Source organism: Burkholderia latens, from assembly GCF_001718795.1.
In the GTDB taxonomy this organism is placed as follows: domain Bacteria; phylum Pseudomonadota; class Gammaproteobacteria; order Burkholderiales; family Burkholderiaceae; genus Burkholderia; species Burkholderia latens_A.
On sequence record NZ_CP013435.1, the window covers coordinates 1,521,390 to 1,538,168 of the forward strand.

Annotated in this window: 14 protein-coding genes and 2 tRNA genes; 14 read left to right on the top strand and 2 right to left on the bottom strand. The window is 64.7% G+C overall.

Going from position 1 to position 16,779, the window contains the following annotated elements; all coding sequences use genetic code 11:
- Positions 1–11: 11 nt before the first annotated feature.
- On the bottom strand, positions 12–569 hold the full coding sequence (locus WK25_RS07190) for an ester cyclase (RefSeq protein ID WP_040144030.1): 558 nt from the start codon (positions 567–569) through the stop codon (positions 12–14).
- Between the two features lie 137 nt (positions 570–706).
- Between WK25_RS07190 and WK25_RS07195 the strand changes: the two genes are divergently transcribed.
- The 13 genes from WK25_RS07195 to WK25_RS07255 all read left to right on the top strand — a co-directional run bounded on the left by WK25_RS07195 (position 707) and on the right by WK25_RS07255 (position 13,685).
- Positions 707–1,597, top strand: a complete 891-nt coding sequence (locus WK25_RS07195) for a LysR family transcriptional regulator (RefSeq protein WP_040144031.1) — start codon at positions 707–709, stop codon at positions 1,595–1,597.
- A 160-nt stretch (positions 1,598–1,757) separates the two neighbouring features.
- Positions 1,758–2,654: an alpha/beta fold hydrolase gene (locus WK25_RS07200; RefSeq protein ID WP_069241317.1), complete on the top strand. Its 897-nt coding sequence runs from the start codon at positions 1,758–1,760 to the stop codon at positions 2,652–2,654.
- Positions 2,655–2,735: 81 nt separating this feature from the next.
- The gene (locus tag WK25_RS07205; RefSeq protein ID WP_006486103.1) at positions 2,736–3,089 is read left to right on the top strand and encodes a RidA family protein; all 354 of its coding nucleotides are present in this window, start codon (positions 2,736–2,738) and stop codon (positions 3,087–3,089) included.
- A 39-nt stretch (positions 3,090–3,128) separates the two neighbouring features.
- Entirely contained in the window at positions 3,129–5,360 is a 2,232-nt protein-coding gene (locus WK25_RS07210; protein WP_040144033.1) for a RelA/SpoT family protein, read from the top strand.
- A gap of 96 nt (positions 5,361–5,456) precedes the next feature.
- Positions 5,457–5,533, top strand: a tRNA-Val gene (locus WK25_RS07215).
- A 271-nt stretch (positions 5,534–5,804) separates the two neighbouring features.
- Positions 5,805–7,712, top strand: coding sequence for a threonine--tRNA ligase (gene thrS / locus WK25_RS07220; protein WP_069241318.1), 1,908 nt, complete (start codon positions 5,805–5,807; stop codon positions 7,710–7,712).
- Positions 7,713–7,761: 49 nt separating this feature from the next.
- Positions 7,762–8,286 (top strand): translation initiation factor IF-3, encoded by a 525-nt coding sequence (gene infC / locus WK25_RS07225; RefSeq protein WP_071734130.1) that lies wholly within the window; start codon positions 7,762–7,764, stop codon positions 8,284–8,286.
- A 190-nt stretch (positions 8,287–8,476) separates the two neighbouring features.
- Positions 8,477–8,674: a 50S ribosomal protein L35 gene (gene rpmI / locus WK25_RS07230; RefSeq protein ID WP_004191477.1), complete on the top strand. Its 198-nt coding sequence runs from the start codon at positions 8,477–8,479 to the stop codon at positions 8,672–8,674.
- 30 nt (positions 8,675–8,704) lie between these two features.
- Positions 8,705–9,064 (top strand): 50S ribosomal protein L20, encoded by a 360-nt coding sequence (gene rplT / locus WK25_RS07235; RefSeq protein ID WP_004192938.1) that lies wholly within the window; start codon positions 8,705–8,707, stop codon positions 9,062–9,064.
- Positions 9,065–9,212: 148 nt separating this feature from the next.
- Positions 9,213–10,226, top strand: coding sequence for a phenylalanine--tRNA ligase subunit alpha (gene pheS, locus WK25_RS07240; protein WP_006753318.1), 1,014 nt, complete (start codon positions 9,213–9,215; stop codon positions 10,224–10,226).
- A 95-nt stretch (positions 10,227–10,321) separates the two neighbouring features.
- A complete protein-coding gene (pheT, locus tag WK25_RS07245) occupies positions 10,322–12,751 on the top strand; it encodes a phenylalanine--tRNA ligase subunit beta (RefSeq protein WP_069241319.1) in 2,430 nt (809 codons plus the stop codon).
- 72 nt (positions 12,752–12,823) lie between these two features.
- Entirely contained in the window at positions 12,824–13,210 is a 387-nt protein-coding gene (locus WK25_RS07250) for an integration host factor subunit alpha (protein WP_040144036.1), read from the top strand.
- 61 nt (positions 13,211–13,271) lie between these two features.
- Positions 13,272–13,685 (top strand): MerR family transcriptional regulator, encoded by a 414-nt coding sequence (locus WK25_RS07255; RefSeq protein ID WP_040144037.1) that lies wholly within the window; start codon positions 13,272–13,274, stop codon positions 13,683–13,685.
- An 87-nt stretch (positions 13,686–13,772) separates the two neighbouring features.
- Here WK25_RS07255 and WK25_RS07260 read toward each other — a convergent pair whose 3' ends face one another.
- Entirely contained in the window at positions 13,773–15,983 is a 2,211-nt protein-coding gene (locus WK25_RS07260) for a hypothetical protein (RefSeq protein ID WP_069241948.1), read from the bottom strand.
- Between the two features lie 589 nt (positions 15,984–16,572).
- Here WK25_RS07260 and WK25_RS07265 point away from each other — a divergent pair.
- Positions 16,573–16,649 (top strand) — tRNA-Pro (locus WK25_RS07265).
- The last annotated feature ends 130 nt before the right edge of the window (positions 16,650–16,779 follow it).

Here is a 16,779-nt window from a genome sequence, read left to right on the forward strand (position 1 = left end):
CGTTTCCTCCGTCAGCCGACGAGCCCGAGCTGGCGCATCAGCGTCAGGTTGTCCTCGATATGCCAGTTTTCCGCGATCCGGCCGTGATCGATCCGATAGATGTCGGTCGCGATGAAGTCGACCGTTTGCCCGTGGCCGGCCGCGCCATTGAACGTGCCGGTGAAATGGCCGCGAAAGTGCAGATGCACGACGACGCGGTCGCCGGCGACGATCATCTGTTCGATATCGCAACGCAGGTCGGGGACCGCCGCACGCATCGTTCCGGATGCCGCAATGGGGCCCGATACGCCCTGCGCGCGCCCTGCCGGCAACGTGCGGTCGATGAAGTCGGGGGCGAGCGCCGCGCGCGCGAGGGCCGCATCGCCGGTATCCCAGAACGTGCCGTAACGGCGCGCGGCGAGAATCTGCGCCCGCGCCTGCGCGGCCGGCACGTCGGTCGCGACGGTCAGGCCGTGGGGCTCGACGAGTTCGGCGGCGTGCGAGGCGACGGGCGACAGCGCGGCCACGCAGGCTGCGGCGGCGATTGCGCGGGCGAGCGGACGAGCGACTGAAGAAAGGCGAATCGGCATGGCTGAAGAGTCCTGTATGACGCATCGTGGGACGACGCGGAGCAGGTATGGTAGGTTTCCGTTCTTGATCGGAATACGGGCAAAAAGCGAATGAATTATTCGAAAAAAGGAAAGGGTGAGCCGAGCCGAGTGTCGCGATGCTGATCGACGATCTCCCCGCCCTCGACACCTTCGCGAGAATCGTGTCGGCCGGCAGCCTGTCTGCGGCCGCGCGCGAGCTCGACCTGTCGCTGTCCGTCGTGAGCAAGCGGCTCGCGCATCTCGAGTCCCGACTGGGCGTGCGACTGCTGCACCGGACGACGCGGCAGCAGACGCTGACCGACGACGGTGCGCAGTTTCACGCGCAGGTGCTGCGCATCCTGGCCGAGGTCGATCGGGCCGAGACGCTGATGAGCGATCGTCGCGGCACGGTCGGCGGCGTGCTGCGCGTGACTGCGCCGGGGGAACTGGGCCGGCTGCGGATCGCGCCGCTCGTCGCGGCGTTTCAGCGGCGGCATCCGGAATTGGTCGTGCATCTGATGCTGACCGACACGATCGTCGACCTGCTCGCACAGGACATCGACGTCGCCGTGCGGATCGGCAGCCTCGCCGATTCGTCGATGATCGCGCGCGAGCTCGCGCCGAATCATCGCGTGCTGTGCGCGGCGCCGGGCTACGTGGCCGCGCACGGGCAGCCGGCTCACCCGGCGGAACTGCGTGCGCACCGGTGCATCGTGATGGGCGATCAGCCGCGCACCGAGTGGCGGTTCGACGGCGCCGACGGCACGGTCGCCGTCGACGTGACGGCGGCGCTGCTGACGAATGACGGCGGTGCCGCGCGCACGCTCGCGCTCGAGGGGGCGGGCATTGCGCTGAAGTCGATCTGGGACGTCGGCGCGGATCTCGATGCCGGCCGGCTCGTGCGCGTGCTGCCGGCATTCGCGGTGCAAGCGGCACCGCTGCATGCTGTCTATCCCGGCAGCCGTCACGTGCCGTTGCGCGTGAGGTCGTTCGTCGATTTCCTGCGCGAGCAGTTGCGCGGCTCGTAGCGCGGCGACGCGCGGGCCGTTGCGAACGAGGGATGCGCCGCAGGCCGGCGGCCGCGTGACGCCTCGTCGTGATGAAGCGGTTTACAATCGTTCGCATCAGGCGGCTCGTCGGATGCAAGCGCGGCCCGCCGCGCCGTCACCGTTCCACAGGATGCCAACGATGCCCACGACCTCAGCGACCCTTCCGGTTCCCCGTCAGCGACGCGTGCAGTGTGCGAGCGCCGCCGGACTTCACCACGTCGCCTATACCGAATGGGGCGACCCCGCGAATCCGCGCGTGCTGGTCTGCGTGCACGGCCTGACACGCTCCGGGCGCGATTTCGACCGGCTGGCCGCCGCGCTGTCCGATACGTATCGGGTCGTTTGTCCCGACGTCGTCGGGCGCGGCCAGTCGGACTGGCTCGCCGATCCGCGGTTGTATGCGATTCCGCAATACGTCGCCGACATGGTGACGCTGATTGCCCGGCTCGACGTCGAATCGGTTGACTGGTTTGGCACGTCGATGGGCGGACTGATTGGCATGGCGTTCTCCGGGCTGCGCGGTGCGCCGCTGCGCCGGATGATCGTCAACGACGTCGGCCCGCGCATTGAGCCGGAATCGCTCGCGCGCATCGGCGAATACCTCGGTGTCCAACCGCGCTTCGCGACCGAGCAGGAGGGCGTCGACTACCTGACGTCGCTGTCGTTGCCGTTCGGCGCGTTGAACGCCGACGAATGGCGCGAGATCAACGGGCCCTTGCTGCGCGAGCTGCCCGACGGCGGCTGGACGATGCGCTACGATCCGCGCATTGCCGAGCCGTTCAAGGCGACGACGCCGGAGCTCGCCGCGCTCGGCGAGGCCGCGTTATGGCGCGCGATCGAGACGACGGAGGCGTCGGTGCTGGTCGTGCGCGGTGAAAGCTCCGACCTGTTGTCGCGCGACACGGCGGCCGAGATGGTGCGTCGCGGCCGTCACGTGACGCAGGCCGAAATCGCGGGTGCCGGCCACGCGCCGGCGTTCGTCAGCGCGGACCAGATCGCGCTCGCGCGCCGGTTTTTCGTCGAAGGCAACGCATAAACGCGTCATAATATGCGGTTCGGCGGCACGCGGGCCGCGTCACCGCCGAATCGTCACTCATCCATACGACCGGAAATTTCCATGGCAGTCATTCGTCACCACGTCGGAGCACGTCTCTCCGAAACCGCGATCCACAACGGTACCGTGTATCTGGCCGGCCAGATCGCCGAAGACACCACGCAGGACATCCGCGGCCAGACGCGCGAAGTGCTCGGCCATATCGACCGCCTGCTTGCCGAAGCGAACAGCGACAAGGCGCATCTGCTGTCGGTGCAGATCTACATCTCGGATCTCGCGAACTTCGAGGGCATGAACGCCGAATGGGACGCGTGGGTCGCGCCGGGCAACACGCCGCCGCGCGCCACGGTCGAGGCGAAGCTCGCGGATCCGGCGCTGCTCGTCGAGATCGTCGTCGTTGCGGCCCAGCGGAGCTGAGCGAAGCATCACGATGACCGCAATACGCCAGGCCGTGCGATGACCGAGTCCGTTTCCGCTTCCTCCGTCGCGACGCCGTCGTTCGACGATGTGCTCGCGTTCGTGCGCGAACGGGCCGGCGACGCGCGGCTGTCGTCGGGCGAGCTGCTCGCCGACCACTCGGCCGGCACCGCGTCGATCATGCGCACGCTGAACGTCGATCCGCACGCGATGCAGGCGGCCGCGCTGTTCGTGCTGACGCCGCACCTGAGCGATCCCGGGCGCGAGCTGACCGAACGGTTCGGCGAAGAGGTCGCGCGGCTCGTCGCCGACGTGCGCAAGCTGCTGCGGCTCGGCACCGTCAGCCTGCGCGCGCAGAACGCGATGCCCGACGCAGGGCGCGACGCCGCGCAGGAGCGGCGCACGCAGATCGAGGCGCTGCGCAAGATGCTGCTCGCGTTCGCGCAGGATATCCGCGTCGTGCTGATCCGGCTCGCGTCGCGGCTGCAGTCGCTGCGTTACTACGCGGCGGCAAAGATCGATCCGCCGCCCGATGTCGCGCGCGAGACGCTCGAAATCTACGCGCCGCTCGCGAACCGTCTCGGCATCTGGCAACTGAAGTGGGAACTCGAGGATCTCGCGTTCCGCTTCGAGGATCCGGTCACTTACAAGCGCATCGCGAAACTGCTCGACGAAAAGCGCGTCGAGCGCGAGGCGTACGTCGCGCAGGCGATCGACCGGCTGCAGCACGAGCTCGCGGAGGCGCACATTCCGGCCGACGTGAGCGGCAGGCCGAAGCACATCTACAGCATCTGGCGGAAGATGCGCGGCAAGGAACTCGACTTCTCCGAGCTGTACGACGTGCGCGCATTCCGCGTGATCGTGCCGGACATCAAGGATTGCTACGCGGTGCTCGGCATCGTCCATCACCTGTGGCAGCCGGTGCCGAAGGAGTTCGACGATTACATCTCGCGTCCGAAACCGAACGGCTACAAGTCGCTGCACACCGTCGTGATCGGCGACGACGGCCGCGCATTCGAAGTGCAGATCCGCACGCAGGAAATGCACCGCTTCGCCGAATACGGCGTGGCCGCGCACTGGCGCTACAAGGAAGCGGGCGCGCGCGGCTACGGCGGCCAGTTCTCGGCGAGCGACAAGTACGACGAGAAGATCGCGTGGCTGCGGCAGCTTCTCGCGTGGAAGGACGACGTCGAGGACGGCGCCGAAGTATCGGGCGACCAAGCATGGGCGCAATTGCGCGAGACGTCGCTCGACGACGATCACATCTACGTGCTCACGCCGCAGGCGCGCGTGATCGCGCTTCCGCAGGGCGCGACGCCGGTCGATTTCGCGTATCACCTGCACAGCGAGCTTGGCCACCGCTGCCGCGGGGCGCGCGTCGACGGCGTGATGGTGCCGCTGAACACGCCGCTCGCGAACGGCCAGACGGTCGAAATTGTCGCGGTGAAGGAGGGCGGCCCGTCGCGCGACTGGCTGAATCTTCAGCTCGGCTACCTGAAGAGTTCGCGTGCGCGCCAGAAAGTGCGTGCGTGGTTCAACTCGATCGAGCAGGAAGAAAACATCGCGCATGGCCGCGCGCTCGTTGAGAAGACGCTGCAGCGCGAGGGCAAGACGTCGGTCAACCTCGACCACCTCGCAGCGAAGCTCGGCTTCAAGTCGCCCGATGAGCTGTTCTCGGTGGTCGGCAAGGAAGAGTTCAGCCTGCGTAACGTCGAGCAGGCGCTGTCGGATGCGCCCCCTCCCGAACACGCGCCCGAGGCGCCGGCCGATTTCGAAAAACGCAGCAGCGGGGCCAGCGTCGCGCACGGCGCATCGACCGGCGTGCTGGTGGTCGGCGTCGACGCGCTGCTGACCCAGCTTGCACGCTGCTGCCGTCCGGCGCCGCCCGACCCGATCAGCGGCTTCGTGACGCGTGGCAAGGGCATGTCGATCCACCGCAGCGACTGCCCCACGTTCCGGCGGATGGCCGAGCGCGCGCCGGAGCGCGTGCTGCAGACGACCTGGTCGGCCGACGTGCTCGGCGGGCGCGGCATGTCCGTGTACCCGGTCGACCTGATGATCGAGGCGACCGACCGTCAGGGCTTGCTGCGCGATATCTCCGAAGTGTTCGCGCGGGAGAAGATGAACGTGGTCGGCGTGAAGACGCAGAGCCGCCGCAACGCGGCATTCATGCAGTTCACGGTCGAGGTGTCGAATTCGGCGCAGGTGCAGCGTGCGTGTACATTGTTGGGCGAAGTGCAGGGCGTTGTGCGGGCCGGACGGAAAGGGTGAGGCCACAGTAACGGGGCCGGAATATCGCCGTTTTGCTGCGACCGCATAAAAACGCTTGCCAAGTGCGCAGTCAACCCATATAATTTTGGCTTCACTAGGCTCGTAGCTCAGCTGGTTAGAGCACCACCTTGACATGGTGGGGGTCGTTGGTTCGAGTCCAATCGAGCCTACCAACGAATTGAGAACGCCCGGTTTCCGGGTGTTTGATGCAGTAAATAACTCAACGCGAACAAGGCGAATACGGTTATGACACCGCGAACGTTGACCGAAACCTTTTCGGAGCGACGCTAGTCGAGGAACGTTTTCGCCCTTTCAGTTTGAGTGAAGTATCGAATGCGGCCCCTCGAAAGCGGGGCCGCATTTTTTTTGTCGCGAAATTTTCGCGCGTGACTTTGATATCGCGTGCTTGGTTTGCCGCCCACTGTCGGCATCACGGAGATTGCTATGGTTTCGATACGCTTGCCTGACGGCTCAGTTCGACAATACGAGCATCCGGTGACAGTTGCCGAGGTCGCGGCCTCGATCGGTCCCGGTCTCGCGAAGGCTGCGCTTGGCGGCAAGCTCGACGGCGAGCTCGTCGACACGTCCACGGTCATCGATCGCGACGCGTCGCTGGCGATCGTCACGGACAAGGATGCGGACGGCCTCGACATCATCCGTCACTCGACCGCGCACTTGCTCGCCTATGCGGTGAAGGAGCTGTACCCGGATGCGCAGGTGACGATCGGCCCGGTGATCGACAACGGCTTCTACTACGACTTCTCGTACAACCGTCCGTTTACGCCCGAAGATCTGGAAAAGATCGAAAAGCGCATGCAGGAACTGGCGAAGAAGGACGAGCCGGTCACGCGCCGGGTCGTGTCGCGCGACGAGGCGGCCGGCTATTTCCGCAGCATCGGCGAGAAGTACAAGGCCGAGATCATCGAATCGATTCCGCAAAGCGACGAAATCAAGCTGTACTCGCACGGCGGCTTCACCGACCTGTGCCGCGGCCCGCACGTGCCGTCCACCGGCAAGCTGAAGGTCTTCAAGCTGATGAAGGTCGCGGGCGCATACTGGCGCGGCGACTCGAAGAACGAGCAACTGCAGCGCATTTACGGCACGGCGTGGACGAAGAAGGAAGATCAGGATCAGTACCTGCACATGCTCGAGGAAGCGGAGAAGCGCGACCACCGCAAGCTCGGCAAGCAGCTCGACCTGTTCCACATGCAGGAAGAGTCGCCGGGCATGGTGTTCTGGCATCCGAAGGGGTGGGCGCTGTGGCAGCAGGTCGAACAGTACATGCGCCGCCGCGTGAACGAAGCCGGGTATCTCGAGATCAAGACGCCGATGATCATGGACCGCTCGCTGTGGGAGGCGTCTGGCCACTGGCAGAACTACCGCGAGAACATGTTCACGACGGAGTCGGAGAAGCGCGACTACGCGATCAAGCCGATGAACTGTCCGGGGCACGTTCAGGTGTTCAAGCACGGGCTGCGCTCGTACCGCGACCTGCCGCTGCGCTACGCGGAATTCGGTTCGTGCCACCGCAACGAGGCATCGGGCGCGCTGCACGGCCTGATGCGCGTGCGCGGCTTCGTGCAGGACGATGCGCACATTTTCTGTACCGAAGAGCAGTTCATCGCCGAATCGATCGCGTTCAATACGCTCGCGATGAGCGTGTACAAGGATTTCGGGTTCGAGCACATCGACATCAAGCTGTCGCTGCGCCCCGAGCAGCGTGCGGGCACCGACGAAACGTGGGATCGCGCCGAGCAGGGCCTGCGCGACGCGCTCACGGCGTGCGGCCTGTCGTGGGAAGAACTGCCGGGCGAGGGTGCGTTCTATGGCCCGAAGATCGAGTACCACATCAAGGACGCGCTCGGCCGCTCGTGGCAGTGCGGCACGCTGCAGCTCGACATGGTGCTGCCGGAGCGCCTTGGCGCCGAGTACGTCGCGGAAGACAACAGCCGCCGCCGGCCGGTGATGCTGCACCGTGCGATCGTCGGTTCGATGGAGCGATTCCTTGGCATTCTGATCGAGCACCATGCCGGCGCAATGCCGGCCTGGCTCGCGCCGTACCAGGCAATTGTGCTCAATATCGCCGAAAGTCAGGCCGAATATGCGCAATCTCTGGTCCAAACGTTGCAAAAACAAGGGGTTAGAGTGGCGGCGGATTTGCGCAACGAGAAGATTAGCTATAAAATACGCGAGCACACGCTGGAAAAGGTGCCTTATCTCCTCGTCGTGGGCGATAAGGAGCGTGATGCGCAAACGGTAGCCGTGCGTGCCCGTGGCGGCGTCGATCTTGGCGTTATGCCGGTCGAAGCCTTCGTTGAGCGTCTGCAGGAAGACCTGCGCTCGTTCAAGTAACCGCCCTGGCAGCGCGGCTCGTTTTTTTAATTTTTAGAGGAAACGTAACATCGCTACTGATAAGTCGTCGCATCGCATCAACGGTGAAATCACTGCGCCGGAAGTGCGTCTGGTCGGGATCGAGAACGAACCGCTCGGTATCGTAAAACTCGCTGATGCTTTCCGTAAGTCGGAAGAGCTGGACGTTGATCTGGTCGAAATCGCGCCGCAGGCCGTTCCGCCGGTCTGCCGTCTGATGGACTACGGCAAGTTCAAGTATCAGGAGTCCAAGAAGCAGCACGAAGCGAAGCTGAAGCAGAAGGTCATCCAGGTGAAGGAAGTCAAATTCCGCCCGGGTACCGATGACGGTGACTACAACGTCAAGCTTCGCAACCTCGTGCGCTTCCTCGAAGAGGGCGACAAGACGAAGATCACGTTGCGTTTCCGCGGCCGCGAGATGGCTCACCAGGAGATCGGCATGCGGATGCTCGAGCGTCTGCGCACGGATCTCGAGGAAGTCGGCCAGGTCGAGCAGATGCCGAAGATGGAAGGGCGCCAGATGATCATGGTGCTCTCGCCGAAGAAAAAGAAGTAACGGGCCCGCGCGCCGGTCGCGCAGGTTCGATAGTGGTTCGGCGCGCTGCCCGGTCAGGGCGGCGCGCCAACAATGACGGCGGCTGCGCAAGCGGTTCGCCGTACACAAGTGGACTGGGTTTCGAAGGGCGGGTCAAGGGCGCAAGCCAACCGCACACCCATCGCCATCTAATAAACTGGAGTTGTTCGTCATGCCTAAGATGAAGACCAAGAAGAGTGCTGCAAAGCGCTTCGTGGTGCGTCCGGGCGGTACCGTCAAGCGCGGTCAAGCCTTCAAGCGCCACATCCTGACCAAGAAAACCACGAAGAACAAGCGTCACCTGCGCGGCGCAACGGCAGTTCATGATTCCGATCTGAACTCCGTCCGCGCGATGCTGCCGTTCGCGTAACCCCTCAACTGATACTCAAAGGAGAGAAACATGCCTCGAGTCAAACGTGGGGTAACCGCACGGGCCCGTCACAAGAAGATCATCAACCTGGCCAAGGGTTATCGCGGCCGTCGCAATAACGTCTATCGCATCGCCAAGCAAGCGGTGATGCGCGCTGGTCAGTACGCGTACCGCGATCGCCGCAACAAGAAGCGTGTGTTCCGCGCATTGTGGATCACGCGTATCAACGCGGCAGTTCGCCAGCACGACATGACCTACAGCGTGTTCATCAACGGCCTGAAGAAGGCGTCGATCGAACTCGACCGTAAGGTGCTGGCCGACATGGCGGTGTTCGACAAGGCTGCTTTTGCTGCGATCGTCAAGCAGGTGAAAGCCGCCGTTGCAGCCTAATTGCGAAATTAGCACTGCGTGGTTAGTTGCAGCGATGTTCCGGTAGTTTCGGCCGCTGCAGCGAAAACGGGGCTCTTCCGAGCCCCTTTTTTGTTTGGCGGGCAGATTCGCTCGCCAAGACCGAATGACGTTGGAAATGATGGGATCTATGGATCTGGACCAGATTGTCGCCGACGCGCAGCAGTCCTTCGAACAGGCTGCCGACATCACCACGCTCGAAAACGAGAAAGCACGATTTCTCGGCAAGTCGGGTGCGCTGACCGAGTTGCTCAAGGGCCTCGGCAAGCTCGATCCCGAAGCACGCAAGACCGAAGGCGCACGCATCAACGTCGCGAAGCAGCAGGTTGAGGCCGCGCTGACCGCTCGCCGCCAGGCGCTCGCGGACGCGCTTTTGAACCAGCGCCTCGCCGCAGAGGCGATCGACGTCACGCTGCCGGGCCGCGGCGCCGGTGCGGGCAGCCTGCACCCCGTGATGCGCACGTGGGAGCGCGTCGAACAGATTTTCCGCTCGATCGGCTTCGACGTGGCCGACGGTCCCGAAATCGAGACCGACTGGTACAACTTCACGTCGCTGAACAGCCCGGAGAACCATCCGGCGCGTTCGATGCAGGACACCTTCTACGTCGAAGGCAAGGACGCCGACGGCCGCCAGCTGCTGCTGCGCACGCACACGAGCCCGATGCAGGTGCGTTATGCGCGCATGAACCGTCCGCCGATCAAGGTGATCGCGCCGGGCCGCACGTATCGCGTCGACAGCGATGCGACGCACTCGCCGATGTTCAATCAGGTCGAGGGGCTGTGGATCGACGAGAACATCAGCTTTGCCGATCTCAAAGGCGTCTACACCGATTTCCTGAAGAAATTCTTCGAGCGCGACGACATCCTCGTGCGCTTCCGTCCGTCGTATTTCCCGTTCACGGAACCGTCGGCCGAGATCGACATGATGTTCGAGCACGGCAAGAACGCCGGCAAGTGGCTCGAGATTTCCGGCTCGGGGCAGGTGCATCCGACCGTGATCCGCAACATGGGCCTCGATCCCGAGCGCTATATCGGCTTCGCGTTCGGCAGCGGCCTCGAGCGCCTGACGATGCTGCGCTACGGCGTGCAGGATCTGCGGCTGTTCTTCGAGAACGACCTGCGTTTCCTGCGCCAGTTCGCATAACGCACGCGCCGCGCCCACACGTGCCCGCGCACGCTCCGTCGCACGATCAGACGAGGCCTGCGCGTCGATCTAACCTGTTTCGAACGTAGACATCCATGCAATTCCCTGAATCCTGGTTGAGAACCTTTGTCGACCCGCAGCTGACGACCGACGAGCTGTCGCACGCGCTGACGATGGCGGGGCTCGAAGTCGAATCGCTGAGCAAGGCCGCGCCGCCGACGTCGAAGATCGTCGTGGGCCGCGTGCTCGAAGTCGTCAAGCATCCGGATGCGGACAAGCTCAATGTCTGCCAGGTCGACGCCGGCACCGGCGCGACGCTGAACATCGTGTGCGGTGCACCGAACGTCGCGCCAGGCATCAAGGTGCCGGTCGCGCTGGTCGGCGCGGAACTGCCGCCGGCTGAAGAAGGCGGCAAGCCGTTCGCGATCAAGCTGTCGAAGCTGCGCGGCGTGGAGAGCCAGGGGATGCTGTGCTCGGCGCGCGAGCTCAAGCTGTCGGAAGACCACAGCGGCCTGCTGATCCTGCCGGAAGACACGCCGGTCGGTCAGGACATCCGCGACACGCTCAATCTCGACGACACGATCTTCGAAATCAAGCTGACGCCGAACAAGGCCGACTGCCTGTCGGTGTTCGGTATCGCACGCGAGACGGCCGCGATCACCGGCGCGCCGCTGACCCCGGTCGACATCCGTCCGGTGCGCGTCGAACTCGATGAGACGCTGCCGGTGCGCATCGCCGCGCCGGATCTCTGCGGCCGCTTCTCCGGCCGCGTGATCCGCGGCGTGAACGCGCGCGCGAAAACGCCGCAGTGGATGGTCGAGCGCCTCGAACGGGCGGGCCAGCGCAGCGTGTCGGCGCTCGTCGACATCTCGAACTACGTCATGTTCGAGCTCGGTCGTCCGTCGCACGTGTTCGACCTGGACAAGATCCACGGCGGTATCGAAGTGCGCTGGGGCAAGCGCGGCGAATCGCTGAAGCTGCTGAACGGCAACACGGTCGAACTTGACGAAACGGTCGGCGTGATCGCGGACGACCGTCAGGTCGAAAGCCTCGCGGGCATCATGGGCGGCGACAGCACGGCCGTCACGCTCGATACGACCAACATCTATCTGGAAGCCGCGTTCTGGTGGCCGGACAGCATCCGCGGCCGCGCGCGCAAGTACAACTTCTCGACCGATGCCGCGCATCGCTTCGAGCGCGGCGTCGATTACGCGACCACGGTCGAGCACGTCGAGCGCATCACGCAGCTGATTCTCGAGATCTGCGGCGGCAAGGCCGGCCCGGTCGACGATCAGGCGGTCAACCTGCCGCAGCGCGCGCCGGTGAAGATGCGCGTGTCGCGCGCGAACCGCATCATCGGCGTGAAGATCGACGCCGACGAAATCGCGAACATCTTCACGCGCCTCGGCCTGCCGTTCGAGCGCGATGACGACGCATTCCTCGTCACGCCGCCGTCGCACCGCTTCGATATCGAGATCGAGGAAGACCTGATCGAGGAAGTGGCGCGCATTTACGGCTTCGAGAAGATTCCGGCGCGTCCGCCCGTCGCGACGAGCGAGATGCGCGCGACCAACGAGACTCAGCGCTCGATCCACGACATCCGTCATGCGCTCGCGGCGCGCGACTATGCGGAGACGGTCAACTTCAGCTTCGTCGATGCGGAGTGGGAGCTCGATTTCGCCGGCAACGACAAACCGACCCGCCTGCTGAACCCGATCGCGAGCCAGCTGTCGGTGATGCGCACGACGCTGTTCGGCAGCCTTATCTCGGTGCTGCGTCACAACCTGAATCGCCGGGCGGACCGCGTGCGCGTGTTCGAGGCCGGCCGCGTGTTCCTCGCCGATCCTGCGGTGAAGGCCGGCGAGCTGACTGTCGAAGGCTACAGGCAGCCTAAGCGGGTCGGCGCGCTCGCATACGGCCCGGCGGTCGACGAGCAGTGGGGGGTGGCGACCCGCGCAGTCGATTTCTTCGACGTGAAGGGCGATCTCGAGGCGCTGCTCGCGCCGGCCGCCGCGCGCTTCGTGAAGGCAGCGCATCCGGCCCTCCATCCGGGCCGCAGCGCGCGCATCGAACTCGATGGCCGTGCGGTCGGCTGGATTGGCGAATTGCACCCGCGCCTGATGCAGAAGTACGAGCTGCCGCACGCGCCGGTGATGTTCGAAATCGACGCGGACGCGCTGATTCCGCGCGCACTGCCGGCACCGACCGACGTGTCGAAATTCCCGCCGGTGCGGCGCGATATCGCCGTCGTGGTCGATCAGGCGGTGGAGGTTCAGGCACTTTTCGACGAAATGAAGAAGGCGCTGGCCGAGGACGCGTGCCGATTCGTTCAGAAGGTTGTACTCTTCGACGAATTTCGTGCAAAATCAAATACTTCCGGTGGTCTTGCCGCACACGAGAAGAGCCTTGCCTTCCGCGTGACGCTGCAGGACGCGGCCGGCACGCTACAGGACGAGGTCGTCGATCAGGCGATCCAGACGCTGGTCGAGCGTATGGCTCGAGCCGGTGCGCGCCTGCGCGGCTAAGGAGAGGGGCCGCCCGTTCACGGGCGGCTTTTTCCCCTCGTAAGTTTTGGTTTAACGCGCTGTATGGCAGATATGAACGACATGACCTCGAGTGAATTCGAAGCCCTCCTGACGGCGCAACGCAGCGCCATGAACCGCGACGCTTCGGCGCCGGCGTCCGCCGAGACGCCAACGCTGACGAAGGCGGAGCTGGCGGAGCTGTTGTTCGACAGCGTCGGGCTGAACAAGCGTGAAGCGAAGGACATGGTCGAGGCGTTCTTCGAAGTGATCCGCGACGCGCTCGAAAATGGTGAAAGCGTCAAGCTGTCGGGATTCGGCAATTTCCAGCTGCGCGACAAGCCGCAGCGTCCGGGCCGCAATCCGAAGACGGGCGAGGCGATTCCGATCGCTGCCCGCCGGGTGGTAACCTTCCACGCGAGCCAGAAGCTGAAGGCGCTGGTCGAAAACGGCGCGGAGTAACGTCCGCGCGCCGACGTCTCCGCGCGGCCGCCGCGCACCCTTTACCGACGGTTAACCGACGATGACCACTACGGTTGAGAAAGTCGTCTTGCCTCCGATTCCCGCGAAGCGCTACTTCACGATCGGCGAAGTCAGCGAACTGTGCGGGGTCAAGCCGCACGTGCTGCGTTACTGGGAACAGGAATTCACGCAGTTGCGGCCGGTGAAGCGGCGCGGCAATCGGAGGTATTACCAGCACCATGAAGTGCTGCTGATCCGGCGGATTCGCGAGTTGCTGTACGAACAGGGGTTCACGATCAACGGCGCGCGCAACCGGCTCGATTCGCCGGGCGGTGAACGCGCGGCGGCAGAGCCGGCCGATCCCGGCATGCCGGCCGCCGACGTGCGCGGCGTGGCCAGGCCCGGGGTGGCGGTCGACGTGGTCGCGCTGCGGCAGGCGCTCCTCGACGTCATCGACGGGCTGAAGCACGACTGAAAACGCGAACGAGCACGACGCTAGAAACAGCAAATGCCCGGTAGGCGTAGCGCCGCCGGGCATTTTCATGTCCGCTGGCTGACGCGATCAGCGTGCCGCGAGCGGGTTCGGCTTGCCCATGTCGACGACCAGCGTGCCGTCCGGCAGCATCCGCACCGAGCCCTGTGCAACCTGGCGGCGGTAGTCGTACAGGTCGAAACGCATCGGGCCGGCTTCGGCCGAATTCCGGATCAGCGCACGGACGTTCAGCTCCAGCACGTTGAACATTTTCATGTCGCCACCTTCCATCCACATGTAGCTCGGCGCATCGATCTGCGGCCGCTTCGGCACCGGTGCATCGGCGGCGCGCCGGAACGTGAGGCGCAACCCGTCGCGCTCGACCGTTGCGTGGTCGAGCTTGCCGTTCAGCACCGGCGGCGGGAAGACGGTGTACTGGTCGAGCACGAGCGTGTCGCCGCGCAATTCCGCGCCGCGGCGCTGCAGCGGCGTCAGCGACGCGAGCTCGATGCCGAGCGAGCGCAGCAGCTTCGCCTGCGGGATGCCGAGCACCGATACCTGCGACGGCTTGAACGCGAGGTGGCGATCGTCGAGGACCGTCAGCGAGCCCTTCATGTCGGTCGGCAGCCACACGCCGGGCACGTGATTCCACAACTTGATGCCGCCCTGCACGCGCAGGTCCTGGCCGTCCGCGCTCAGTTGCAGGTCGTTCAGCGAGCGCGGCGAGTAGTCGAGCAGGTAGTCGTTGAAGAGCGCCGACATCGCCTTCCACGACTCGACGACCGATCCGCCAAGAATGCGGATGTCGTACTGGTTCGGGTCGTCCAGGTCGACGGGTTCGCCAGCCCGCTTCGCGATCAGTTGCACGTCGAGATCCTCGACATGGAACCCGATGTCGCCCGACAGGTTGAAGTGCACGTTGTGCAGATGGATCGTCGGATTGCGGTTCGACACGTGCCGCTCGTTGAACGGCGTCGTCGACGTGCGGCGCATCGCCACTTTCTGCATGCCGAAGCGTGGCGTGCCGTCCGCGACCGCAAACGCTTCCCAGTGCTGACGCGCGTCGCGCAACGCGCTCTGCTGCGCGGCGAGGAAGCTGTCATTCAGACGAGCGGCCGCATTGCCGAGCGGGGCGCCGCCGGCCGGATCCGCATATGACGGCATCCGGATCGCCATCGCGCCGTTTTCGTCGAAATTGAAGTAGCCGGCCGATACCTGATCGCGATAGTGATAGAGGTCGAACACGAAATTCTGGCCGCGCTTTGCCGGATCGACCGGGCCGATCAGGATATCGGCGTTCATCGGCATCGACCGCATGAACTTCACGTCGCCGCCACGGATGTACATCGCCTGTTGTGACGCGTTCGCCGGGAGCGCGAAGCCGGCGTGCGAGCCGTCGTCGAGCGTCAGGTCGAGGCCGGCGGGCGTCACGCGCAGCGCGGCAATCCGGATTTTCAGCCGCGGCGGCGGCATCAGCTTGTCGACCGACATCACCAGATCGTCGCCGGCGAGTCGCGCGATCGGCGTCTCCACCTTCAGCAAATCGGCCATCTTTACATTGGCCGCGCGCATTACAGGCTGCGCATCGATGCCGGACACGCGGACGGCGCTCGGATGAAACACGAGCTGGCTGCCATCGCGGATCGCGAGCGTGCCGGTCAGCGAGAACGGCACCCAGCCGTCGCGCTGCATCTCGCCTCGCAGATGAATCACGCCGTCGCCGGCCGACACCGCGAGCTTGCGTAGCGGCGCGTTGCGATAGCCGAAGATGTACGTGTTGAAGAGCGCGGTCAGCTTCGCGTCGTCGAGCGTGACGGTGCCTTCGTGCACGTCGATCTCGAAGCTCGTCGGATCGTCGAATACGATCGGCGCGCCGCGCTGGGTCGGCAACAGGGTTGCGGACAATTGATGGACGAAAAAGCCAAGGTTGCCGACGATGCGGAAATCGACATCGCGCAGGAACGTCATCGCGCCGCTCTGGCCCGAGTCGCGCAGCGTGTACGGCCGTGGTTGCGCGAGGCTGAGCGACGCGAGCGACGGCACGGTGCGCGCGATTTGCCGCTCGCGGGCGAGACGTTCCGCTTTGGCGCGTTCGATCCGGGTCGGCGCGGGCGATGCGTTGCCGTCCCGCTGCGCGGCCGGTTCGGCGCAACCGGCACAGAGCAGCCCGAGCGCAAGCGCAGCGCAACCGAGCACGCGGGAAGCGCCGAGTGAAACGAGGCCGGCCGTGCGTCGCAGGCCGGACATCCTGTCGAGTATTGCCAAAGGCGTGCGATGGCCGCGCCGGACCGCATTCCGCATCGTCTGTCTCCATGTCTTGTCGTGATCGACGCGGCGCACCGCGAATGCGCGGCGCAGACGTCGATGCCGTGCAGTGTGTCATAGCGCGCTAGAGCGGCGTAACCAAACAGTCGGCGCCGGGCCTCGGCGGCGCGGCGCACGGCGGGACAACGGATCCGCGGACGCGGGGCGGTCGGATCAAACGCTCGTTTGGTTTTGTCGATCTGCGCGATCATCAAGCGCTCGAACATGACGACTTGATCGAATGCCGCCAGCAGCTGAGCGGCGGGCGAGTGCTGCGGTATGGTTACCGCGGCGGTCGGCATCCGGCGCCGCTTTTCCGGATTGAACGACATTGGCCGCGTGTCGATCGGCGTGCGATCTGACGAAGCGTCGCGCTCATCGACGTTGTCACGCGACGAGCGCACACGCACGCTAGCGCTCCGCGACGGAACGGCCGGCTCCATTCGCTTCGCGACGCGGTATTCGCGAGCGCGCCGGTCGTTCGCATCGATCACACCGCGCCATCAAAAAAGTTACGCCGGCGGATGTACAAAATGCATGCGACCCGTTCTCAGCCAGGGAACTGTCTGTTATAATTTTGTTCTTTCGGGGCGTAGCGCAGCCTGGTAGCGTACCTGCATGGGGTGCAGGTGGTCGGAGGTTCAAATCCTCTCGCCCCGACCAGGAATCAAGGCCTGGAAGGCTTGTCAGTAAAGGGTTTCCTTATCTGGCGTAGCTTTCCAGGCCTTTCCTTTTTCCGGGTGTGTCAGTTTGGTGTGTCAATTCCGCCGTGCAACAATGCGGAGATGACTGA